This is a genomic window from Kitasatospora sp. NPDC030952, assembly GCF_055571335.1.
In genome coordinates this window covers 1-22,465 of record NZ_JBVIFM010000042.1, presented here as the reverse complement: position 1 = coordinate 22,465, position 22,465 = coordinate 1, and the positions used below count along the sequence as shown (strand labels likewise).

Here is a 22,465-nt window from a genome sequence, read left to right as displayed (position 1 = left end):
ATGCTGGCCGCCGTCCCGGCCGGCGACGGCCTGGACGGGCGCCCGGGTTGCGGCGAAGGGCACGACCCGGCCAGGCGGCGGGCGGGCCGCAGCGGCGTCCGGTCTTCGCCGGGCGCTCACCATCAGGACGGTCCCGCAGGGTGGGAACCCGTGCCGTCCGGACCGTCACCCACCCACGCACCACCCACCAGCAATCAGGGCAGAGAGACGGACAGAAGGGGTACGTCTGATTTTCCGGCCCGCCGCGCGTGCCGTCTGACCTGGGGAAACGCGCGGCACCGGCCGGGAGTGGCGGGGTACCTGCGGTGGTACCTGCGCACGTACCCGCGGTGGTGCCCCCGGTGGTGTCTGCGGTGGTACCTACATGCGGCCGCCGCGGCGGCCCCGGCCGCGTCCCAGACGGCCCGCAGCGCGCCCAGGAGAGCGCTCTGCGGGCCGGCCCGGCGTCCCGGGTGCGGGCGGCGCCTGGTGGCCTGTCAGAACCGGCGGCGCACCACCGGCCGGGCAGGCTCAGCGCCGCACGGCGCCAGGGCGGCGGTGCGGGTGTGCTCCAGCCAGCTCACGACCCGGCGCAGCGTGCCGGGGGACGGTAGATCGTCACCCCGCCTACGGTCGCCACGCATCGTGTGCCCGCCGGCAGCCGCTCGACCGCCCAGACGTCCTCGGTCCTGCCGGTCAGCAGCACCCGCGTCAGGTGGTCCCTGCCGTACAGGACAGTGCCCGGCCGCTCCACGGTCCCGGTCATACACACCACCGGATCCGGCACGAACTGCCCGCCGTCCTCGTGCCGCACCCGCAGTTCGGCCGCGTTGGCCTCGGCCTCCGCCGACTCGGCCGGGACCTGGCAGGCCGGGCAGAGCACCAGAACCAGGCGGCCCCCCTCCCACTTCCCATTCCAGTCCTCGGCCGCCTCGCTCGTCAGGTCGTGCGGCGCGCGGCGACGACAACGATCGCACCTCAGGTTGTGTCCCATGCCCAGCCCAACGCGTCACCTGTTCGAGGGACACGGCGTACGCACAGCCGTCCCGGCCCACCCGGGCCAAGACGGCGGGGTCTTGCGGGGCGGTCAGCCGGTGACGGTCTCGGCGTGCCGGTGGAGCGCGTCCAGGAGCGCGGCCTGGTGGTCGGCCAGCTTGCCCTCGGAGCGGGCCGCCGCCTGCTTGCGCAGCCAGGTGCCGGGGCGGAAGGTCGGGTCCGCCTCGCCGCCGGTGCGGTTGGCGGGGCCGTCCAGGGTTCCGCCGGCGGCGAGGTAGGCGAGCAGGCGGCGGTAGGAGCGGTTCCAGTCCGGCTCCAGGCGCCACAGCTCGTCCAGCGCCTCCAGCTTCGCCACCTGGTCGCCGGTGAGGGAGTCGGCCTTGCGCTGGCGGCGCATCCACGCGCCCACCGCGTAGCCGTCCAGCTTCTCGGTCGCGGGGATGGCGAGGTGGCCGTGCCGGGCGGCCCAGGCGCGGGCGTAGGCGTGACCGCGCTCCCAGGCGTTGGCGTGCTTGGACCAGATCATGTCCAGCGCGTCCAGCTCCGAGATCCGGGCCGGGTCGAGGAGGTGCTGGCCGTTCAGGTGGCGCTGGCGGTCCAGCCAGGAGATCAGCTCGCCGTGCCGCGTCCTGTCGGTGGGGTCGAGGTGGCCGTGCTCGATGTGGAACCTGGCGGCGACGGCGTGCATGCGCTGCCACTCGGTCGCCCGCGGGTTGAACGCGCGCAGCTTCACCGACTGCAGGATCTGGGCGGCGTGGCGGCGGGCATCGATCCGCAGCCACTCCACCGGCGACTCCACCGGGGCCGGCTGCTGCTCGCCCTCGGCCGTCCCGCCCTCGGCCGAGGCCTGCGTCGAGGTGTGGGCGGTGGGCTGGGAGCGGGTGCCGCGCAGTTCGGTGATCCGGCCGACCACCCGGGCGTCGTGCGCGGCCAGCGCTCGCAGGACCCGCCAGATCGTACGGAAGGACGACGCTTCAAGCTCGGTGTCGGCCTCGGCCTTCACCGCCGCGCCCACCTCGCGGACCTCCGACGGATCCGCGGCCGCCGTGCCGTCGTCGCCGACCGCCGGCGCCGGCAGGTAGACCGGGATGACGACCCAGGACACCTTGCCCTGCCGGTAGGACTGGCGCAGCGCGCGGCCGACGGCCTGGACGATGTCGATCACGCTCGACTTCGGGTCCGCGAAGCAGATCGCGTCGACGGCGGCGACGTCGATGCCCTCCGTCAGGAGCCGGGAGTTGCAGAGGATGCCGCACTCCTCGCCGTCGTCTCCGGTGTGGGCCTTGAACTCCGCGAACGCGGCCCGGCGGTCCCTGAGACGGTCGGTGCCCGCGACCGCCTTGGCCCAGATCCGCTCCGGCCGGTCCGCGTCCTTCAACAACTCCGAGGCGCCCAGCAGGCTGTCCGCGAACTCCCTCGCCCCCGCCACCCGCGAGTGGAACGTGATCACCCGGCGCAGGCCCAGGTCGGCAACCGCGCGCAGCACCGCGATCTGCAACGCCAGGCGCAGCAGTTCCTCGTTGCTGCGCTGGGAGCGCAGGTCCGCGACGGCGGGCAGGTTCAGCAGGTCGCGCAGGTCCTCGTCGGTGACGACGGGGACCAGGACGCGGTAGTCGGCGAGGTAGCCGTGTTCGATGCCCTGGCCGAGCGTCCAGGTGAACACGGTGGGGCCGTAGATCGTCTCGTCATCCATGGAGCACAACGCGGGGAGCTTCTCCGCGCTCTCGCCGCCGGTGCCGGCGAGGTCGGCCTGGCCGTCCTTCGCCCGCCGGTCGTCGGCGATCCGCGGCGTCGCGGTGAAGTACAGCCGGCGCTTCGCCGGGACCTGGGCGTCGTCGTGGACGGCCGCCCAGGCCGTGCCCTCGGCGCCGGCGGTGCGGTGGGCCTCGTCGATGACGACCAGGTCCCACTGCGCCAGGCCCCAGCCGTAGTGGGCCTCGACGATGCGCTCCAGCGACGCGTAGGTCGCGTACACGGTGACCGGCTGGTCGTCCGGGGCGCCGTTGACCAGGTCGGTGAGCGCGGCGACCCGAGTGGTCACCGCCGCGTCGATACGCCCGCCGGCCTCCGCGCTCTCCAGCGCCTCCTCCCGCGAGCACGCCGCCACCGCCAGACCCCGACGCCCGCCCCGCAGCGACCACGCCTCGGCGGTCTGCTCCAGCAACTCGATCGTCGGCATCAGCACCAGCACCCGGCCCCTCGCGGCCAGCCGCCGCGCGCAGCCAGCGGCAATCAGGGTCTTGCCGGAACCAGTCGCCGCGACCACCGTCGCGCGGCCGCCGGCCTTCACCTCACGCACCGCGGCCGCCACCGCCTCCTTCTGGAACCAGTGCAGCGGCAACGGGTTCACGGCAGTACCGGACGGCTGCGCCGGGACGGTCGGCGTGCCGGTCAAAACGTCCTGCTCGGCGGTGGTGGTCTCCACGGCGGTGGTTCTCCTCTGGCGGCTTGGTGGTGCCGGATGGTCGGGGGTGGGCGGTGCTACTCGGGGATCCAGCCGCGGACTTCCAGGTAGGCGATGTCGGCGTCCTCGACGGCGCGACCGGTCTCCACCAGCCAGGCCCGCATCGCCTCGGTGACGTCGCCGTGGTGGTCAGCGACCCGCTGGGACCACTCGGCAGCGTCGAACCCACCCGTGGACGCGGAGCCGTAGGTGCGCTCCTCGGTGCCGTCCGCACGGGGGAGGAACCCGCGCCGGATCCCGCCGGAGTCCTGCTCGGACCCGGCCGAGTACACGTACTGGTCGGCCTTCATCCGCACCGTGAACGCCAGGCGGCCACCGGCCCGGCCGGTCTCGTGCACCACCGGGGCCAGGTGGGAGGCCCCGGACCTGATCGCCTGCTTCCCGGCCCGGCCGGCCATCGACCCGCCCGCCTCGCCGACGGTGTCCTTGCCGCGCACCCGGGCCTTCTGACCGCTCTTGGTGGTACGCCGCTCGGTGTTCGCCTCGGCGATCCTGGACAGGGCCGCCCCGTCGCGCTCGCCGCCCCGGACCGCCCGGACCAGCTGGCGCAGCGCGCCGACCATGCTCGCGCCCTTGCCCTTGGTGAAGAACTGCGAGATCAGGCTGGCATCGCGGCCCAGCAGCCTCGCGACCTGCCGCTTGGTGTAGCCCTGGTCCAGCATTTGCTGGGTCAGGCGGGCGGCCTCGTTGGGGTGGTTCGAGTCGGCCGGACTCACCGGTCACCTCCGGTGTAGGCGGGCCGGATGTACAGGGCGTCGAGCGCGGCGACAAGCGGGTTGGCCCCGCCCATGCAACGCTCCGCGCAGCCGGGCGGGCCGAGCCCGGAGCAGTCGTTCCGGTGCAGGAACGATGCCTGGCATTCCTCGCAGGCCAGCCAGGACGGCGCGTGCATCACCGTCGTCAGAACGTGGGTGCAGATCGTCACCGCATACCTCCCTCAGGGCTCTGGGCGGCGAGTTCGGCGCGGCCCAGGCCGCGCAGCTCGAGGTACTGCTCCTGGCTGGTCGGGTGCTCCACCGGGCCGGTCAGGTGGCCCTTGAGGAGGTAGTCGCCGGGCTCGCCCCGGTAGGGCCAGGGCTGGCGCTCGGTCAGGGCGATGCCGTCGGTGCCGAAGTAGACGACCGTGCCGGGCTTCGCGTGCAGGGCCACCACGAAGGAGGCCCCGGTGACCACCCAGCCCGACCACGAGAGCCCGGCCCTGGCCAGGCCGGCCACCCTGCACGAGCTGCGCACCGCGCTCTCCCGCTACGGCCGAGGACAACTACAGCTTCCACCGCCCGCACGGCGCGCTCGGAGGCCAGACCCCCTACGAACGCCTTAAGCAGAAGACCGAGAGCCACGTGTAACCGAGCTCCCGCAGATGCACACCACTCCAGGCCGGCCAGAAGCCGCCGACCGTCGTCACGCGGTCAGCTCCGTGCATGGACGCGCCGCACCGTGCGAACGGTCACCGGCGGGACGGCGGCGAGAACGGCGCCGACGGCGAAGCCGACCGTACCCGGTTCATCTCCTCCGCCGTACACGGCGAACGCTCCGAGGACGCACAGGAAGGCGATGAACAGCAGCCAATCCGCGAAGCGGACCAGGCGGTCGGCGAGCCACCCGTACCACAGCCCGCCCCGGACGGCGGCGGCGCTCTTCGCCGGGGGGCGGGGGATCTGTTCCCGGGTGCGGGCAGGCAGAGGAACGACGACCTCGGGGGGCAGGGCCTCGTCGATACGGGCGATCTCGTCCGCGGGTAGCGCGAACAACGTCGGCTCGATGTCCACGCTCATGCCGTCGGACCCGGTCAGGTACCGGGCCCCGTCGGGGCTGGCCAAGGCGGCCACGCAGTCCGCGTACCGGACGGTGGCCTGCCCGTGCGGGGATATGAGGCTGACCCCGTCGTCGCCGACCACCAGGGCGTGGCCGTGGTGCGCCAACGAGCGCCAGTGCCGCCCGGCGACACGGTCGGGCGAGGTGGTCGGTGCCGGGTGAAGTCCGGCCCACTCGCCCCCGGTGCCCGCCGGTGTCATCACCAGCGCCGAGACGGCGACCTCCTCGGCGACGCGCCGGATGTCCTCGACCGTCAGCGCCATGAGTTCGGCGCGGGCCTGGTCGTCGGCGGGGTCGGGGTGGCCGATCAGCAGGTTGCGGGCGTACCCCGGCAGTCGTGCGGCGGCGTCCGCCTGGTCGAGCCGCTCCAGCGAGCGGTTACGCACGGCGTCGAGCTCGGCCGCGTCGATCCTGCCCATGCGCAGGCCTGCCAGAACGTCCACGAAGCCTCCCAGCACGGCCTCACGCTTCGTCGGCAGCGCATCCGCGACGGCGGTGATGACCGCGTTCCCGCCGTCGCGTGCCTCGTAGCTGCTGGCTGCCTGATAGGACAGGCCGCCCTCCTGACGCAGTTCGCGAAACAGCGCCCGGCTGAGCAGATCTGAGAACACACGAGCCGCCGTGCCGCAGCCGACGACGGCCTGCAGCGCGACACCGGCCTCCTCTCCGGTGAAGTACGCCGGAGTACGCGGCAGTGCGGACGTCGCCTCCGGCACCGGCTGCCGCTCGCCGTCCGGGAGCTTCACATCCAGCCCCTCGGGAACCTCGCCCGCGGTCATCCACAGCACCGCGTTCTGCCGGGTGAACCAGTGCTCGGCCCAGGCGGTGACATCGGCGGCGCCGATGCGGTGCAGGCCGTGCTCGGGGTAGCTGAGCAGGCCGTAGCCCTGCGCGCCGTAGCGCCACAGCGGCAGCCGTCCACCGCTGCCGCGCCCGGCGGCCTCGGTCCGCAGAACCTCTTTCTCAACCTCGAGGCGGTCCAGCGGAAGATCCCGCAGCGCGGCGCAGACCCCGTTCAGATAGGACACCACCTCGGCCGGTGAGCCCTCGACGACGAAGTGGGTCTCCGTCGCGCTCGTCACGCCGTTGAAGTGATAAGCCGTCAGATCGTGCCGATGCAGGGCCAAGTGCTCGACCAGGTGAGTGATACCGGCGGTGGCGAGCGTCTCGTCGGCGCGGCCGACCCGGAACATCAGCCCGGCGCGCAGCGGGCCGGTGTCGGGAGCGAGGACGGTCTCGATGCCGTCGACCTGAGTGTGGACGACTGTCACGGTGGTCAGGCCTTCCTCGCCGCGGCGGCCCAGGCGGCGTCCGCGTGACGACGCCACAGCGCATCGGGCTGGCCGGAGACCAGGTCCCAGGGGTACTCGGTGGTGAGGTCGCCCAGTACCTCGAAGTGAGGCGCGGCCAGGAGCGGCTGGCCGGAGAAGCTGAACGCGGCCGCGAACTGGGTGTGCGCTCTGATCCAGCTGAGGTTGTGCTCGAAGCCGGGGTTCAGGACGGACCCCTCGGCGGATTCGATCAGGCTCTCGCGTACGCCCTCACGCCACCAGTACGTGTGCTGCTCGGCATCGCTGAGATCAACCCAGTGCTCCAGGTGTGCCTCGACGGTGATCACCGCGCCGAGACCGCCCGGCACAGCGGTGCGGCGGCATTCGTCGGCGAACGCGTGCACGGCCTCCCAGCTGCCGCCCCACTTCGGGCACAGTTGCTGCAGCAGTTGGCTCTGAGCCGGGTAGTGCCCGGGCTGGTGGGCTGCGAGCCGGTCGTAGCGGCGCCTGGCCTCCGACTGCCCGAGCTCGAGGCCCCTGGCGGTCATCAGCCGCAGGTACCAGCCGAGCGTATGCGAGGGGTCGATCCCCACGGCCTCGATCAGCAGCCGCTCCGCCCGGCGCAGGTAGTCGTGGAACTGCTCGAACCGCTCACGGGAGACGTCCTGCGCGCTGTACCCGGAGCGGACCCTCCAGCCGGTGCGTATGTGGTGGTAGGCCAGCAGCGAACGGGCGAGCACGCCCTCGGGCCCTTCGCCGGCGGTGCCCAGCGCCCCCTGGAGCCACGTGTCGGCGCCACGCATGTCCGCTACCGTCCGGGCCGCTACAGCGAGGTCCTGGCCTTCGCCGAATTCTGACAGCCGCGTCCTGACGGCGCCCCAGTCGCCGGCGCGGGCTGCGGTCCGCAGTCGGGCGAGGCTCGGGAACGCTGTGTGCAGGTCGTGGACCGGCATTCTCAGGCGGGCGGCAGGAGGCATGCGGAGGATCATAGGTCGATCGGTGATCACCGTGCACGGGGATATCCCTGGTCCCCGGACCGGCGGCTCGCCCGGGCGGGGCAGCGGCGTGGAGAGGTGGCGTCCAGCTCACGCAGGACGGTGGCCACGATGTCACCGGCGGGCTTCTCCGAGCGCTCCGCGACCGAGTTCGCCACCCCGACGACCGGGACGGACGTGGCCGGGGCGCCGCGGCCGGCCGACATCCTGGCGACCGCCGACCGGCTGCTGCCAGCCGGTGTGCGGCACGACAACGGCAGCACACCGCAGACCGGCCCGGGCGCCGCACACCTGACGGTCATCCGCCGACGGGCGGACCAGCGCGCTGGTGATCACCGTCGATCCCCGGTTGGAGCAGGGCGCCGGCGACCCCCGGCGGGCCTTCGAGGGCGGCGTGCGGTCCGGGCAGCAGCTGACCCGGACGGCGGCGTACGGCGGACGGCAGCGGGTGCGATCCGGCCGACTGCTGGACGGTCGAGGCCATGCTGCCCGACGGCACCGGCGTCAGCATCGCGGAGGCCAACGGCGACAACGCCTACGCGGACCAGCCCCGCACGCCGGTCCTGGACGTCGCCCAGCTCGTCGCCAGGGCCACGGACCCGGGCTGGCGGCAGCACTGAGTGGTGGGCGTAGTGAAGTCGCCGCTCACCGGTCCGCTTCCGGCCGTGCCCGGCCGGGTGGCACGGCGTCCGGCCCGCGGCGATGCGGTTACGATCAACGGGCAATCACATCGCAGGTTTGGATGACATGACTGATCATCAGCTAGCTGATCTCCTGGCCCATGTACGCGGGCACTCGCCCTTCTACCGCGACCTCTACGCCGGACTGCCCGACGACGTCGCCGACCTGTCCGCGCTGCCGCTGATCGACCACACCGCCTACTGGGGCGCCCACGGCATCGAGCGCAGCGGTCTGCTCACCGGCCCGCACCAGGACGGCATCGTCTTCAAGACCGGCGGCACCACCGGCGCACCGCGCGTCTCGGTCTACACCCGCGACGAGTGGCGTGCGATGGCCCGGCGCTTCGCCGGCGGGCTGCCCGCCGCCGGGGTGCGGGCGGGCGACCGGGCGGCCAATCTGTTCTACGCCGGGGAGCTGTACTCCAGCTTCGTCTTCACCCTCAACGCCTTCCAGGAGGCGCCGGTCCCGGTGGTGCAACTGCCGATCGGCGGTGCGGCGCCACTGGACTACACCGTCGAGACCCTGCGGGACTTCCGCGCCACGGTGATCGCCACACCGCCGACCTCACTGTGCCGGCTGGCCCGCCAGGTGACCGAGACCGTGGGGACGCTGCCGCAGGTCCGGCTGGCGCTGTTCGCCGGAGAAGCCTTCTACGGCGACCAGTTGGCGCTCATGGCCACCGCCTTCCCGAACGCGCGGGTCCGCTCAATCGGCTACGCCAGTGTGGACGCGGGCATCCTGGCCGGGCCGGTGGCGGACGAGCCGGACACCCGGGTGCACGAGGTGTTCACCGCCGACAAGGTGATCGAGCTGCTCGACCCCGAGACCGGCGAGCCGATCACCGAGGAGGGCTGTGCGGGCCGGGTCGTCGCCACCGACCTGGTGCGTCGTCTCATGCCGGTGATCCGCTACCCGGTCGGCGACATGGCCGAGTGGGTCGACTACCCGCGACGCCGCTTCCGGCTGCTCGGCCGTTCCGAGGAGGGCGCCCGGGTCGGCGTGGTCACCGTCTACCTGGAGGACCTGCGCGCCATGGCCGCCCGGGCCGACCGGCAGGGCGCGGTCGCCGACCTGCAGGTCGTGCTCCGGCACCGCGAGGCCAAGGACGAACTGCTCCTGCGGCTGGCCGGCCCGGCCCGCTCGGCCGACTTCGAGCGGGAGCTGCTCGCCGTGCTGGACGAGGCCCGGCCGATGTTCGGCGCGGAAGTCCGGAAGGAGAACATCCACCCGCTCGCCTTCGAGTGGGTCGGACCGGACGGACTGGACATCAACCCGCGCACGGGCAAACTGATCCGCCTCGTCGACCAGCGCGCGAACTGACGTCCGCGCGCTGGGAGAATCGCGCGAGCGGCCGTGCACCTTCCCACGATGCACGGCCGCTCGCGCGGGTGCCCCGCGCCCTTGGGAACGTCAGCGGTTCCTGGACCGCCGGTCCACCACGGCCAGCAGCTTCCCGCTCGCCGCCGTCTGCGCGAAGTCCGCGGCCGGGACGCACTCCACGCGCAGGTCCACCAGCCGGTCCCGCTCCACCGCCGCCGCGAGGTCCGGGTACCCGTCCAGGAACTCCCGGACGCCCGGCCCGTCCTGCGGCCGGCCCTCCAGCCGGACGGTCAGCGTCTCGTTGGCGGCGTCGTCCTCGTCCAGCAGGATCTGCAGCGCACCGTGGTGCTCCAGCCGTTCCTCCGCGACCTGGACGAACCGCCGGTAGTTGAGGAAGTGGCTGCCGCTGCGGAAGATGTCGCCGAAGCGCCCCAGCAGTTCGAAACGCGGGGTGCGCCGACCGCACGGGCAGTCCTCGGTCAGCCAGCGCCCGAGGTCGCCGATCTCGTACCGGTCCAGCCGCTGCCCGCGCCGGGTGTGCGCGGTGAACACCAGCCGCCCGGCCTCGCCCGCCGACGCGGGCCGGTCCTCCTCGCGGTCGAGGATCTCCAGCGTGTGGAGTCCGCTGAACAGGTGGTAGACCCGCTCCGGCGCGTCCGGGCACTGGTAGCCGAGCGGGCCCGCGTCCACGCTGCCGTACGCGCCGGCCCGGATCACCTCGACCCCGAACTCCTCGCGCAGCCACTCGCGTTGGCCGGCCGGGAAGTGCTCGCCGCCGTAGAAGAGCTTGCGTACACCGCGGTACCCGCGCAGCAGGTCCGCGCCCTCGGTGAAGATCCGCAGCAGGTAGTTCGGCATGCCGAACAGGGTGTCGACCCGGTGCTCGACCACCGACCGGGCGACCGCCGCGTGGTCGTCCTGCGCCATCATCGGGTACTGGACCGCCCCGAGCGTCTCCAGCACCGAGAAGAAGCTGGAGAACCCGCCGTACAGCTGCCCGCCGAAGAAGAGGTTCATCGCCCGGTCGGTCCGCGGGTCGAACCCGGCCGCGAGCAGGCCCTCCGCGCCGGAGCGCATGTGCTCGTGGTAGTCGTCCCAGCTGAACGCGGAGAGCTTGGGCGCGCCGGAGCTGCCGCCGCTGCGGAAGAAGACCTCCGCACGGCTGAGGTCGGTCTGCAGCTGCTCGAACTCGGTCTTGGCGGTCACCGCGACCGCCGGAGGGGTGAGCGCGCGCGCACCGACCAGGTCGTCCAGGCAGGCGTCGCCGGTGAACCGCCCGTCCAGCTGGACGTCCACCCGGCGGCTGTAGCGCTGCAGCGCGTACACGCCGTCGTGCGGCTCGCCGTCGTAGCTGCCGAGCATTCCGCCGGGCACCGTCACCCGCTGGACGCCCGCCGCCAGCACCGCGCCGGCCAGCTCCGCGGTGTCGGTGCGGCTCGCGCCGATCCCGGCGCTCTGCAGGTAGCGGCGCATCGGGCGCAGCACCTCGGCGATCCGCTTGCGCGGCAGCGGCTTGACCCAGACCGTGCGGTGCAGGGGCGAGGCGCGCAGCGCGCTGCGGGTGTCGGCGAGCACGTGCCAGCTCGCGTCGGGGGCGGCGTGCACCTTGGTGAGCCCGAGGTGCTCCTCCAGCCGGGCCACCAGGACGGTGTTGGTGATCTCGGCGCTCTCCAGCTGCTCCCGGTCCTGCGGTGCGGGTGCGCGGACGGCGAGCACGGCGGCGAACCGCTCGGCGAAGGCGAAGAGTTCGTCCTCGTCCTCGGTGTCCAGGTACACCACCTGCGGGCTGGCGCAGGCCTGCTGTTCGAGGCGGCAGATGTCGTCGGCGATGCCGTCCAGCGTCTCGGGGGCGGACCAGGCGTCGGCCGTCAGGTACGCGAAGGAGAGCTTCGGGCCCCAGTCGACGAGCCGGCAGCCGGCGGGTATCAGCGCGGCGATCGAGGCGATGGCCTCCTCGCCGCCCCAGGCGGCGACGGCGTCGGCGGCCGCGCACAGCCGCTGGAGCCAGTCGGTGCGCGAGGAGGGGAAGCCGAGCACCACGACCTGCCGGGCGATCGCCCCGGTGCCGTCGAACTCGGCCAGGGCGGCGAGCAGTTCATGGGTGAACCGCCCCTCGCCGCTGGTCTTGACGACGTTGAGGTTGCCCGCGAGCAGGCCCTCAACCACGGTGAGCGCCGCGGCGGCGGGTGCGTTGCCGGGAGCGATGTGCACCAGCAGGCCGACCGGCAGCCAGCCCTCGAAGATCTCCCGGCGGAAGTCGAAGCGCGCCAGCCGCCCGGGGTCGATGCCGCCGAGCTCGCGGGTCAGCTTGACCTCCAACGCCTCCCGGGACAGCGCCTCGGTCAGGTCGCGCATCGTCCGCGAGGTCTCGTCCTTGGGCACGCCCGCCTCGCGCAGCAGACCCGCCAGCTTGACGGCGTGCTCGCCCGCCGGGTCGGCCAGCGCGACGGCCAGGCGGTCGCAGGCGGCGAGCACGGTGATCGGGCTGAGCCGCTCGGCCAGCGCACCGGCGGCGTACTCGTCGAGGCGCTCCAGGCGGGCCGCCGCCTCCGCGTCGTCCACCCACGCGCCCTGCCAGTAGTGCTGAGTCACTTTGTCCCCTCGGTCTTGAGCAGTTCGGCGGCGGCGACGGCGCAGCTGCGGTTGCGGCTGAGCCCAGCCCGCCCGTGCACCTCGAACCAGGGCGTGGGCAGGCCGCAGCCGCACTCCTCCGGCGCGTGCTGGGTGACGAGGTCGCCCATCAGCACGGACTGGGCCGGCACCGAGGTGATGTACGGCGAGATGAACTGGGGGTAGCCGCTCTCGCCGTACGGCAGCGGCTGGAGCGTGCGCACGTCACGGACCAGCTGGCGGGCCCAGACCGGGACGTGCAGCCGGTGGTTGGGGCACTCCATGTGCAGGACGGAGTGCTCCACCGCGCCGTAGCCGTCGCGGATCCGCCCGTCCGGGATGCCGAGCTGCTCGTGGATGCGCCGGTACAGCTCCGGCTTGGCGACCTGCTTGTCCGCGTTGCCCTTCCAGCCGCCGCCGAAGACCACCAGAGACTCCGGGTTCAGCCGCAGGGGCGGCAGGCCGAGTTCGCGCATCCGGTCCAGCGTGAAGGAGAGGAAGGCGGGGAAGCCGAGGATCCGGACCGGCGCGCCCTCCTCGGCGAAGCGGATCAGCGCGCGGACGCAGCCGAACGGGTCGAACTCGTGGCCGCTGCCGGTGTGCTTGAGCGCGTACTCGACCGAGCGGACGGGAGCGAAGTGGCACAGGTACTCGTCGGTGAACGAGGTGCCGAGGTTCAGGCCCGGCCGGGGCTGGTAGTTGGAGAGCAGGTAGTTGACCGGCTCGTCGCCTTCGGACCTGATCCAGCCGTAGTGGTCGAAGACCCGGGCGACCATCCGCTGGCCGTTGCGCAGGGTGAAGTCGTCGAAGGCCATCTGCGACTTCTGGCCGGTCGTGCCGGAGGAGGTCAGGGTCAGCAGCGTCTCCTCGCGCGGCAGCGACAGCACCTCGTGCAGCTTGAAGAAGTTGGCGTGCACGAACGGCAGTCGGTGGAGCTCCTCGATGGACTCCAGGGGGTGCCCCTCGGCCTCCCACAGCCTGCCGAAGTAGGGCGAGCGCTCGGCGTGCCAGGCGTTGATCTCGTTCATCGCCGCCGTGAACAGGGCGTCCACGTCGTCCCCGGCGCGGTACGGCTCGGCCAGGTCGACCAGCTGCTGTACGTGGGCGAGTGCTTCGGGGTCCGGTACCGAGACCGGTTGGAGGTACGTGTTCATTGGAATATCCCGTGGGTGTCGAGGTGCTGCTTCTTCCACAGCTCGATGTACTGCTCGGTGAACGGCTGGAACGCGGCGTCGATGGCCAGGCCCCGGAAGTCCAGCGGCTGCAGGATCCGGGCGAGTACCACGTGGTCGCGGAAGCCCTCGCCCTCCCGGCGCATGGCGGGGTAGGCCGCCACCGGCAGGAAGCCGTGTCCGAGCAGCCGGCGCAACAGGTGGTAGCTGTCCAGCGGCACCAGGGCCTCGATGTACCGGGCGCCGTGCGCGGCCAGCCCGTCGGTGATGGTGTCGAGCTCCTCGCCGATCTCCGCGAGCTCGATGCCGATCAGCGTGCAGTACCCGTCGGCGGGGCTGAGGTGCGCGTACACCTCGTAGGCGCCGTCGGCGGCGGAGAGCATGACGTTCGGCTCGTGGAACGGGTAGAAGCACTCCTCCAGCCCGTCGAACCGGCGGCTCACGAAGGCCGGCGCGTCGATGAACTCCAGCTCCCGGACGACGCTGCCGCCCTTCCTCGGCCTGGGCAGCGGCTCGTCCACGAGCTCCGGTCGCTGCGCGGGCCCCGGCACGTCCGCCAGCGCCCGTACCAGCCCGCCGAGTTCGGACGGGACCTTGTACACCGGGAGCCGCTGCTCCAGCACGCCCGCGCGGTGCTTGGCCAGCAGCACCATGGTCTCGTGCCAGGCGGCCTTGCGCAGGTTCGGCAGCACGCCGAGCGCGCGGAAGCCGGACTTCAGGCAGATGCGCTGCGGGGCGGTGGTGTCGGTCCGGGCGGTGGCGTACACGGAGTCGACCGGGTGGTCGCCCGTCAGCAGCTGGTCGGCGAGATGCTGGACGGCGAGGTTGGCCCCGCCGAGCCCACGGGCGTCCGGGTGAATCACCAGACCCTGCAGCTTGCCGATCCGCGCGGCCGGGTCGACCGTGCCGAGGATGGATCCGAGCAGCCGGTCGCCGCCGGGCTCCCGGGCCACCAGCCAGGTGGTGTCCGGGGCCGTGATCTCACGGGCCATCACCTCGGGGTCGGTGCCGAGCGGCAGCGCGTAGCTCCGCCCGTACACCTGGCGGTAGAGCGTCAACAGACCGTCCACGTCGTCTAGACGGGCCGGGATGAATTCGAGGGCCAAGTCGCCTCTCCCAAAAGGCGGCGCGAACACGGTTCATCGCACGCGCACCACGAAAGAAACTTGAGTCGCAAGCAGGCGTGCCCGGTCCGAGCAGCCACATTGCCGCTCCACCACAGTAACGCTCACGCAACGGTGCGCCGGACCGTCACGGTGCTAAAAGGCTGTCAGAAGGCTTGGATGCGACGAGAATCACAAGCACGCGAAATACGTACGAAATTGAACCAATGAACTTCCGCTGAACGTTGTCCGGCCGTTCCCCGACCGGTCGTCAGGGTTCCTCTGGCGGTGTCGGCCCACCCGCCGCCGGCGGTCGGCCGGATGCCGGGCGGGCCGGTTCGCCGCCGTCAGGGCATGCGCGCGCTGAGGGTGCGGGCGACCTGGCGCAGCACCTTGTCGCTCCAGTTCCGGTCCGCCTTCGCGTACTCCCCCACGCCGCCGGCCATCGAGGTGCCACTCAGCTCGTACTCGTACGGACCCTGGTGGCAGGTCAGGTTGCCCCTGGCGAGGTCGTCGGTGTAGCAGCCCTGCGGGCCCAGTGAGGTGCCGAGGTCCTGGAACTCCTTGTGGTACTTGGTCGCGTCCTCACGGGCGCGGGCCAGGTCCTTGGCGTAGCCCTTCGCGACGAGCGCGGGGTCGGCGACGGCGGTGAAGGTGAGCGTGACGCTGCTGTTGCTGTCGCTCTCGTACTTGTCGGGCAGGCCGAAGCCGAACTTGCAGCCGGCGTCCGGCGCGTCGCCCGTCGTGCCGGGGTCCGCCTCGGCCAGCGGGTTGAAGTCGATGACGGTGACCTTCACCGGCTTTCGCTTGATGCCGGCGGCCTGCGGCAGGATCGCCTTGATCTCGGCGTCGCCCAGCACCTCGCAGGCGTGCGGCCATTGGGCCAGCGCCAGCGAGCGACCCGACGGCGGCTGGGCGGTGAGCCGGTTCCCCGACGGCTGCGCGGAGCCGAAGTTCAGGGCGGGCACGTCCTTCTTGCCGCATCCGGCGAGCAGGAGTGCCGCGGCCCCGGCCAGGGCCGTGGCGGTGGACAGTGTGCGGGCGCGTGTCGTCATCGTTCCCCCCGGAAGTGTGCGTGTGCGTGACGGGCGGGTGCGCCGACGATCAGGACACGGACGATCTCTTCACTGTACCGCCCCGCTGGTCGAGCCGGGTGGGCGTTCGGGAACGGCCCGGGCGTTGCGCCGGAGCCGCTGCTCCGGGCCGTCATCCGGTGGGCGGTGGCTCCGAATCCGGTTCACGGCGCGAACGGCAATTCCGTCGGAGTTCTCGCCGAGGGTTTCCGGCCGGCCGGGGACGGTGGAACCGGAAAAGGGAAACCGGCGGGAGGGATTCGCCGGGCACGCAACCTCTTTCCCGGGATCCTGACGACGATCACGGCCAATGGTGGGACGGCCCATCAAGTCGGATGCGGCAAGCAGCAGACGAACCTGACATGAACGCCTCTGGTGGATTCCATCAGCTCACAGCGGCTCCCGGCGGCTCGGAGGCGCCGGGAGCCGGCGCGCCGGACTCGCGGTGGTGGAGGGTGGAGTCGAGGACGGGGAGGGTGGGCATCGCGGTGTCACTTCGCTTTCGGTCCGGGGATTCGTTCGGTACGGGGGTTCAGAGGTTGAGGCTCAGGACGCGGTCGACGGCGATCTCGAGGACGACCAGGTCTGGTGGGGCGGGTGGGGCCGCGCGGTAGCGAGCGGTGTAGCGGCGGACGGCCTCGGCCAGGCGCTCAGGGTCGTCGGTGACGGTGGCCCGGCCTTCGAGGGTGGCCCAGCGGAAGCCGTCCGCCTGGCAGAGCGCGACCCGGGCCTCCGGTCCCGTGGACGCCACGTTCCGTGCCTTGCGGGCCCCCGCCCGGGTGGTCACCCGGGCCAGTCCGGTGGCCGGGTCGAAGGTGAAGCGGACGGGGGCGACGTGCGGGGTGCCGTCGAGGCGGAGTGTGGTGAGGGTGGCCGTGTCCGGGCGAGCGAGGAACGCCCTTGTGGTGACGGGGAGTTCGAAGGTCGTCCGGCTCACTTCTTCTTTACGCCCTCGTTCCAGATCAGCTTGGCGATGTTCGGCTTCACGGCCGTGGTGATGACGCCCATGGCCGTTCGGACGTATCGCCGGTCCTCCAGCTCGCGCAGCATGCTCGCGGCCAGGTCCGCACGGGCGGTGAAGACGCCGTCGGCGCTCGTCTCGGCGGTGTGGTAGTCCGTGACAGCGGGGTGTTCGAAGAGGCCCGAGGGCCGGACGAGGGTCCACTCGAGGTCCGTCCGACGGATCACGGCCTCCATGCGGCGCATGTCCTCCTGGAGGGTACGGCCGAGGCGCCGATTCACCAGCGGGTCGAGTACGTGATTGAAGAAGTGGGCGCCGGTGGGGCGCCAGTTCGGGTTGGCGATGCTGGAGCTGACAGCGAGCAGCCGTTTGACGCCGTGGCGGGCCATGGCGCCGGTGATGGCCGAGGCACTCGCCGAGTACGTGGTGACGGCCTCCCTGCTGAAGCGCGCGCCCAGCGCGGAGAGGACGGCGTCCGTGCCGCCGATCGCGGCGTCGACGGCCGCCGGGTCGGTGGCGTCGGCGACGGCTACGGTGAGGCCGGGCCGGGCGGGGAGGGAGCCGGGGCGGCGGGTGACGGCGACGACCTCGTGGCCGGCGGCGAGGGCCTGGTCGGTGAGGTGGCGGCCGGTCGGTCCGTTGGCGCCGAAGACAGCGATGCGCATGGTGTCGGGTCATCCCTTTCGTGTGAATCCCGGAACGCCATTGACACTGCCGACCACGCAACGCAGGCTCAACGCCGATGAATAACGCCGCCCCCGCACCCGCCCGACCGCGAGGCCGCCGCCGCGGCAACCCCCCGACCCGCGAGTCGATCGTCTCCGTGGCCCGTGCGCTGTTCCTGGAGCACGGCTACCAGCGCACCACCCTGCGCGCGGTGGCTGGTGCCGCCGAGGTCGACCCGGCGCTGATCGCGTACCACTTCGGGTCGAAGAAGGGCCTGTTCGCGGACGTGATGCAGTTCCAGTGCGCCAACGCGCTGACGGTGGACGCCGTCCTCAGCGGAGACCCGGCCACCCTCCCCGACCGCCTGATCGACGCGGTGACGGACCTGTGGGAGGACGCGGACTTCCGGCAGCTGACCACCCGGGGCGAGGAGGCGGCCGAGGTGATCCGCGAATACCTGGAACGCGAGCTGCTGACCCGGCTTGTTGAATTCCTCGGCGGCCGGGACGCGACCGCCCGCGCCACGGCCGTGGTGACGATCCTCGGCGGCCTCGTCTACACCCGCTACCTCAACCCCCTCCCCACCCCCGCCGCCCTCACCCCGTCCGAGACCCGCCGCATCCTCACCCCGGCGCTGCGGGCGGCACTGGCCCCGAGGCCGCGCAGCACGGCGGGCGCCGGAGCAGGCCGTCGTGACTCACCGGCCTCCGGTGGAGGCGCCGTCCGGCCTTGACCGCCTCGGCGCCTCCGGTGCGGCTACCCGTGGGCAGAGGTAGGCAGCAGTAGCGGTGGCGGAGACCTGTGGGCACGGCCCGGGGCCGAGGATTCGTTCCCCAGCCTAGCCGTACGCCGTCAGACCGGAGACGGTCCTTCCGGCTCGGTGTCACGCGGCACCCCGACGGGCGCGGGCACGGGACTTGCGGCAGGCGTTGCGACGGGCGCTGCAGCGGCGACCGGGGCCGGAGCCGACACCAGGGCCTGGACCCGGGCCTCCTGGGCGGTCCTGGCCGCGAGCGGGTTGACGCCGGCCCGGTCGAGATCGAGGTGCCCCGAGATCGCGAGGGCAGCCCGGCGACGGCGGCAAGGGCGCCAAGTACTGGCTCCAGGTCCTGACCGAGATCAAGAACCGCGGCGTCGACGACGTGTGCATGGTCGTCTGCGACGGTCTCAAGGGCCTGCCGGAGGCCATCTCGACGGTCTGGCCGCAGGCCATCACCCAGACCTGCGTGGTCCACCTAGTGCGGGCATCGTTTCGAGAGCGTGAACGCCCGCATACGCAAGGCCGTCCGCGCCCGGGGGCACTTCCCGAACGAGGCCGCCGCGCTCAAGTGCGTCTACATGGCCGTCATGAGCCTGGACGCCACCGGCCAGGGACGCAAACGCTGGACCATGCGCTGGAAGCCCGCGCTCCAGGCCTTCGACATCGCCTTCGGCGGCCGACTCTCCGTCGGCCGCCGGTAACTCACACAACACGAGATACACCAGTCGCTGGACACACCCGCCCGTCAGCGCGGGCAGGCCCGCGGCAGACTGTGGGGCTGGTTGGCCACACCAACATCGCCGCCGGACTCCGCGAGATGGCCCTCCGCTTTTTGAGCGGCCACTGGCCCTCTTCGGACTCAACTGACCGGCATCGATCCGAGATCATCAGACTTTGCACGCCCTGGCCACTACCCTGTTCAACCGGTAGCCAACGCGGAGGACAGGGGCGGTTTGTGGACGGACGGTTGATCGCGGGCAGGTACCGGCTGATCGAGCGCTTAGGCATCGGCGGCATGGGGACTGTGTGGCGTGCCCGTGGCGAGACGCTGAATCTGGACGTTGCGGTGAAAGAAGTCCGGCTCAATGGCGACGAGGCGGTGAAGCGTGCCCTGGCGGAAGCGAGGAACGCCGCCGCCCTCCGTAACCACCCGAATATCGTGGCTGTGCACGACGCGGTTCTGGACGGCGGCGTCCCCTGGATGGTGATGCGCCTGGTCGACGGGCGTTCCCTCGCCGAGGAGTTGGAGGCCCGCGGACCCCTCCACCCGGGCGAGGTGGGCAGGATCGCCGCCGGGGTACTGTCCGCGCTCGGTGCGGCGCACGCGGCCGGCATCATCCACAGGGACGTCAAGCCGGCGAACGTGTTGCGGGCGCGCGACGGCACGGTGCTGCTAGCGGACTTCGGTATCGCGAAGAACCACGCCGATACGAAACTCACCGCCACCGGTTCGTTCATCGGCACCCTGGAATATCTCGCGCCGGAACGCTTCGACGGCACACCGGACACCCCGGCCGTCGACCTGTGGTCGCTCGGGGCGACACTGTTCGAGGCCGTGGAGGGAACCTCACCGTTCCGGAGGGACACCCCCACGGCGACAATGGCGGCAGTCAAGGGCGTTCTCGGACAGGCTCGCGGCGGTGACGGAGTGGATTCCGCGAAGCCGTCCGCAGACGGTGCAGTGGGCTTGACGCCGGTCGCAGCCGCCGCACCGGGGCAGGCCGGTCAGCTTGGAGAGCGTGCAGGGTGCGGTGCGGCCGCGGATCGAGCAGGCCAGGACGGCCAGCGGACAGCAGTTGGGGCAGAGGGGACCGTCGGCCGTGCGGGTCCGCACTCGCCGTCGGTCGCCGCAGCTGACGCAGACCTCGGTGTTCGTGGGGTCGGTGACCAGGCAGTTCGGACACAGCGGACGCCCATCCTCGTCGCGGGTCGCCGGTTCGCGGCGGGCACCACAGCGGACGCATTCTTCGACACGGGACTTGGCGATGCAGTTGCGGCAGGCCCGCTGCCCGTCCAGCGGCTTGTCGATGCGGACACCCCGCCGGCGCGCGCAGCGGGCGGATGTGCCCTTCGGCAGCCGTTCACCGCGCCGGAGCGGTAAGTTGACGGCCGCCAACTGTGGGGAGAACCGTCGACATGACCATCGATCAGGCTGCCCTCGGCGACGCGGTGAAGTCGGTCGTCGTCGCCGCGCACGCCGACGAGCCGGCCGCGCTGTACCGGGCCGTGATGCCGCCGGCGGGCACGGGCACGCCTCCGGCCGAGGCCGCGGCCTGGTTCGGGACGCTCCTGATCCGCCTGGCGCTCGCCGCCGCGGCCTCCTCGGGGCTGGAACGGGGCGGCTCCCGGGAGACCGTCTCGGGGTGGATCAAGGAGGTGCTGGGTCCGCCGCCCAGCCCGGCGCTGCTGCGCGCCGCGGATCCCGGCCGCATCGACCACGTCGAGGCCGTGAGCGCCGCGGCGGACTTCTCCCGGTGCCACGAGTACGCCGTCGACCTGATCCGGCTGGGCCTGGCCGAGCCGGACGAGGCACCGGACGAGCGAGGCGTCGATGCCCACTGCGCGGTGACGAACGACAAGAGGGCCAGGATCACCGTGATGGCGATGCTCGGCCGCCTCATCCGCGTTCCGGGCGAGCGAGGTTGACGACGCTCCGCTCCGCCGGGACCACCCCGGCAGCCGGGCAGTCGCACCCGGCCCAGCGGACGTTCGGATCGCCGTCCGGCGGTGTCAGCGGACGAAGATCCGGTGCGGGGTGTCCGGGGTGGCGGGCTGGTTGCGGTCCAGGTGGACGCCCGGGTACGTCTTGCCGGCGCTGCGTACGCCGAAGCCGGTGGCCACGGCCAGCAGGCCGGTCACGCCCGACAGGCCGGGAACGGCGCCGCCGCCGCCGATGAGGCAGGCGATGACGACGAGGACGATCCCCGCCGCGAGCAGGAGCCGGCCGAGGGTGCCGCGGGTCCGCTGCTTCTGCGCGGCGGTCGGCTCGGACTCCAGCACCACCCTGATGGGGACGCGGCAGTCCCCGCAGAACGCGTCGAGGACGACGGACCCCGACTCCGGGCGCCGGCTCGCGCCGAGCGGGAACAGGTGCCACTGCGACCGGTAGGTCGTGCTGCGCACCCCCTCGGTGCGGGTCATGCTCGTCCGGTGGCCCAGGCGGAACCGTGAGACTTCGGTGGGCACGCTCATGGATCTCGCTCCGTCTCCCCCTGCGCGGGCCCCAAGTGTCCGCGCGAGCCGCGATGTTAACAAACTCGCGTGTACGCGGAGAGGTCAGCGGGCGACGCCCGGGCGGCGGGGAGGGCCGACAGGGTGGGCTGCGTGCACGTGCCCCGGGTGAACACCCCCGCCTGCGGCCGGCCCGCGGGGCGTCAGGCCGGGCCGGCCCCGGCGAGTGCGGCGATCAGCCCGTGGGGCGCGTCGTCGCCGTGCAACAGTTCGCTCAACTCCTCGCCGGCCGCGGCGGAGCGGGCCGCCCGCGGGAACATCTCCCGCTCGTACGCGGCGAGCGCGTCCTCGGCGTCGCCGGGGCGGGCGGCCAAGGCCAGGCCGAGTTCGGCACCGTCCAGCAGGGCCAGGTTGGCGCCCTCGCCGTTGGAGACGGCCAAGTGGGCGGCGTCCCCCACCAGCGTGACCCCCGGCACCCGCTCCCACCGGTGCCCGGCCGGCAGGGCGTACAGCGGCCGCAGGACCGGCACGGTGTCGCTGTCGGTGATCAGCGCCCTGAGCTCCGGGGCCCAGCCCTCGAACTCCGCCGCGATGCGCGCCGCGGCCTCCCCCGGGACACCGAAGTCGACGCCGTCGAACCACTCACGCGGCTTCCGCAGCATCACGTACGTGTGCAGGATCGCGTCGTTCTCCCGGTGCGCCCCCAGCTGCGCCCGCCCCGGCTCGATCGCGAACATCGACCCCCCGCCGACCGCCCGCGCCGACGCGGAGTGGCGGCTGTCGGCGTCGTACAGGTACGTCTCGACGTACGAGGCCGGCGCCGATGATCGTGATGTCGGGGGTCATGGCTCTGGTTCCTTGCCTGGTCACGGCCCGGCGGCGGGACACCGGCGGGCTCTCACCGACACGGTTCCAGGACGCACCGGCAGGGCGCTGACAGACCACCGGCACGGGCCTGCCACCGCTGTCGGGGCGCGCTGCCCGCGGGCTGGACCTGTCCGCACCACCTGGGCCCGCAGGGCGTGGCGGCGGAGATCGAGGGCCCCGACGGCCTGGTCGCCGGCGCCCACGGCCTCCCGCTCACACCCGACGACGACACCCCCTCCGACGCGAGCGACACCGTCCACATCGGGCCCGAGAGCGGCGGATCCGTCCAGGTGACCCTCCCGTCCGAGGCCCTGTGCCCGGGCTTCGACGGCTTCGCCGTCCAGCAGCGCCTGACAGCGCCGACCGACTCGCACAACACCGTCACCGGTCGGCCGGCCGCCCTACCGGCTCACGGTCTCCATCTGCGACCCGGCGATCGGCACGCTGCGACGCCAGGCGGGCTCGACGGTGCCGGGCGACGTGCTGGCAAACCGACAACCGCACGCCCCGCGACGGGGAGGACCGGGCCGCCACGACGACCTGACCGGCGGGGTCCGGTCA

General features: G+C 72.5%; 19 protein-coding genes and 2 pseudogenes. 6 read left to right on the top strand and 15 right to left on the bottom strand.

Features of this window, described 5'->3' with window-relative positions; all coding sequences use genetic code 11:
* Positions 1–559: 559 nt before the first annotated feature.
* From ACZ47G_RS38570 to ACZ47G_RS38540, 7 genes are all read right to left on the bottom strand, one after another.
* Positions 560–862, bottom strand: a complete 303-nt coding sequence (locus ACZ47G_RS38570; protein WP_465751011.1) for a hypothetical protein — start codon at positions 860–862, stop codon at positions 560–562.
* Between the two features lie 204 nt (positions 863–1,066).
* Positions 1,067–3,400 (bottom strand): helicase associated domain-containing protein, encoded by a 2,334-nt coding sequence (locus ACZ47G_RS38565; protein ID WP_465751009.1) that lies wholly within the window; start codon positions 3,398–3,400, stop codon positions 1,067–1,069.
* A gap of 56 nt (positions 3,401–3,456) precedes the next feature.
* Positions 3,457–4,155 (bottom strand): helix-turn-helix domain containing protein, encoded by a 699-nt coding sequence (locus tag ACZ47G_RS38560; RefSeq protein ID WP_465751007.1) that lies wholly within the window; start codon positions 4,153–4,155, stop codon positions 3,457–3,459.
* On the bottom strand, positions 4,152–4,364 hold the full coding sequence (locus ACZ47G_RS38555; protein ID WP_465751005.1) for a hypothetical protein: 213 nt from the start codon (positions 4,362–4,364) through the stop codon (positions 4,152–4,154). Before ACZ47G_RS38555 ends, ACZ47G_RS38560 begins: the two co-directional genes overlap by 4 nt.
* A complete protein-coding gene (locus tag ACZ47G_RS38550; RefSeq protein WP_465751003.1) occupies positions 4,361–4,672 on the bottom strand; it encodes a hypothetical protein in 312 nt (103 codons plus the stop codon). The genes ACZ47G_RS38555 and ACZ47G_RS38550 overlap by 4 nt, the downstream gene beginning before the upstream one ends.
* Positions 4,673–4,848: 176 nt before the next feature.
* Complete coding sequence (locus ACZ47G_RS38545) at positions 4,849–6,447, bottom strand: M16 family metallopeptidase (protein ID WP_465751001.1); 1,599 nt, start codon at positions 6,445–6,447, stop codon at positions 4,849–4,851.
* An 83-nt stretch (positions 6,448–6,530) separates the two neighbouring features.
* Entirely contained in the window at positions 6,531–7,328 is a 798-nt protein-coding gene (locus ACZ47G_RS38540) for a hypothetical protein (RefSeq protein WP_465750999.1), read from the bottom strand.
* Positions 7,329–8,002: 674 nt separating this feature from the next.
* Between ACZ47G_RS38540 and ACZ47G_RS38535 the strand changes: the two genes are divergently transcribed.
* Complete coding sequence (locus ACZ47G_RS38535) at positions 8,003–8,140, top strand: hypothetical protein (protein WP_465750997.1); 138 nt, start codon at positions 8,003–8,005, stop codon at positions 8,138–8,140.
* A 127-nt stretch (positions 8,141–8,267) separates the two neighbouring features.
* Positions 8,268–9,521 carry a phenylacetate--CoA ligase family protein gene (locus ACZ47G_RS38530; RefSeq protein WP_465750995.1) on the top strand — a complete coding sequence of 418 codons (1,254 nt, stop codon included), beginning with the start codon at positions 8,268–8,270 and terminating at the stop codon, positions 9,519–9,521.
* 90 nt (positions 9,522–9,611) lie between these two features.
* On the opposite strand, the gene ACZ47G_RS38525 is transcribed toward ACZ47G_RS38530, so the two are convergent.
* From ACZ47G_RS38525 to ACZ47G_RS38500, 6 genes are all read right to left on the bottom strand, one after another.
* Positions 9,612–12,113, bottom strand: coding sequence for an acyl-CoA reductase (locus ACZ47G_RS38525; RefSeq protein ID WP_465750993.1), 2,502 nt, complete (start codon positions 12,111–12,113; stop codon positions 9,612–9,614).
* On the bottom strand, positions 12,110–13,285 hold the full coding sequence (locus ACZ47G_RS38520; RefSeq protein WP_465750991.1) for a LuxE/PaaK family acyltransferase: 1,176 nt from the start codon (positions 13,283–13,285) through the stop codon (positions 12,110–12,112). The genes ACZ47G_RS38525 and ACZ47G_RS38520 overlap by 4 nt, the downstream gene beginning before the upstream one ends.
* Complete coding sequence (locus ACZ47G_RS38515) at positions 13,282–14,409, bottom strand: GNAT family N-acetyltransferase (protein ID WP_465750989.1); 1,128 nt, start codon at positions 14,407–14,409, stop codon at positions 13,282–13,284. Before ACZ47G_RS38515 ends, ACZ47G_RS38520 begins: the two co-directional genes overlap by 4 nt.
* Before the next feature lie 344 nt (positions 14,410–14,753).
* Positions 14,754–15,461, bottom strand: coding sequence for a hypothetical protein (locus ACZ47G_RS38510; RefSeq protein WP_465750987.1), 708 nt, complete (start codon positions 15,459–15,461; stop codon positions 14,754–14,756).
* A gap of 550 nt (positions 15,462–16,011) precedes the next feature.
* Positions 16,012–16,416: a pyridoxamine 5'-phosphate oxidase family protein gene (locus ACZ47G_RS38505; RefSeq protein ID WP_465750985.1), complete on the bottom strand. Its 405-nt coding sequence runs from the start codon at positions 16,414–16,416 to the stop codon at positions 16,012–16,014.
* Positions 16,413–17,105 (bottom strand): NAD(P)-dependent oxidoreductase, encoded by a 693-nt coding sequence (locus ACZ47G_RS38500; protein ID WP_465750983.1) that lies wholly within the window; start codon positions 17,103–17,105, stop codon positions 16,413–16,415. The genes ACZ47G_RS38505 and ACZ47G_RS38500 overlap by 4 nt, the downstream gene beginning before the upstream one ends.
* A gap of 77 nt (positions 17,106–17,182) precedes the next feature.
* Between ACZ47G_RS38500 and ACZ47G_RS38495 the strand changes: the two genes are divergently transcribed.
* From ACZ47G_RS38495 to ACZ47G_RS38480, 4 genes and pseudogenes are all read left to right on the top strand, one after another.
* On the top strand, positions 17,183–17,839 hold the full coding sequence (locus ACZ47G_RS38495; protein ID WP_465750981.1) for a TetR/AcrR family transcriptional regulator: 657 nt from the start codon (positions 17,183–17,185) through the stop codon (positions 17,837–17,839).
* A 349-nt stretch (positions 17,840–18,188) separates the two neighbouring features.
* Positions 18,189–18,567 (top strand): annotated as a pseudogene (locus tag ACZ47G_RS38490) (transposase); the annotation flags it as partial.
* Between the two features lie 254 nt (positions 18,568–18,821).
* Entirely contained in the window at positions 18,822–19,967 is a 1,146-nt protein-coding gene (locus ACZ47G_RS38485; RefSeq protein ID WP_465750979.1) for a serine/threonine-protein kinase, read from the top strand.
* A 35-nt stretch (positions 19,968–20,002) separates the two neighbouring features.
* Positions 20,003–20,512 carry a hypothetical protein gene (locus ACZ47G_RS38480; protein ID WP_465750977.1) on the top strand — a complete coding sequence of 170 codons (510 nt, stop codon included), beginning with the start codon at positions 20,003–20,005 and terminating at the stop codon, positions 20,510–20,512.
* 84 nt (positions 20,513–20,596) lie between these two features.
* Here the strand turns inward: ACZ47G_RS38480 and ACZ47G_RS38475 are convergent, their stop codons facing one another.
* On the bottom strand, positions 20,597–21,007 hold the full coding sequence (locus ACZ47G_RS38475) for a hypothetical protein (protein WP_465750975.1): 411 nt from the start codon (positions 21,005–21,007) through the stop codon (positions 20,597–20,599).
* 233 nt (positions 21,008–21,240) lie between these two features.
* A pseudogene (locus tag ACZ47G_RS38470) lies at positions 21,241–21,849 on the bottom strand (FAD-dependent oxidoreductase); the annotation flags it as partial.
* Positions 21,850–22,465: the final 616 nt, after the last annotated feature.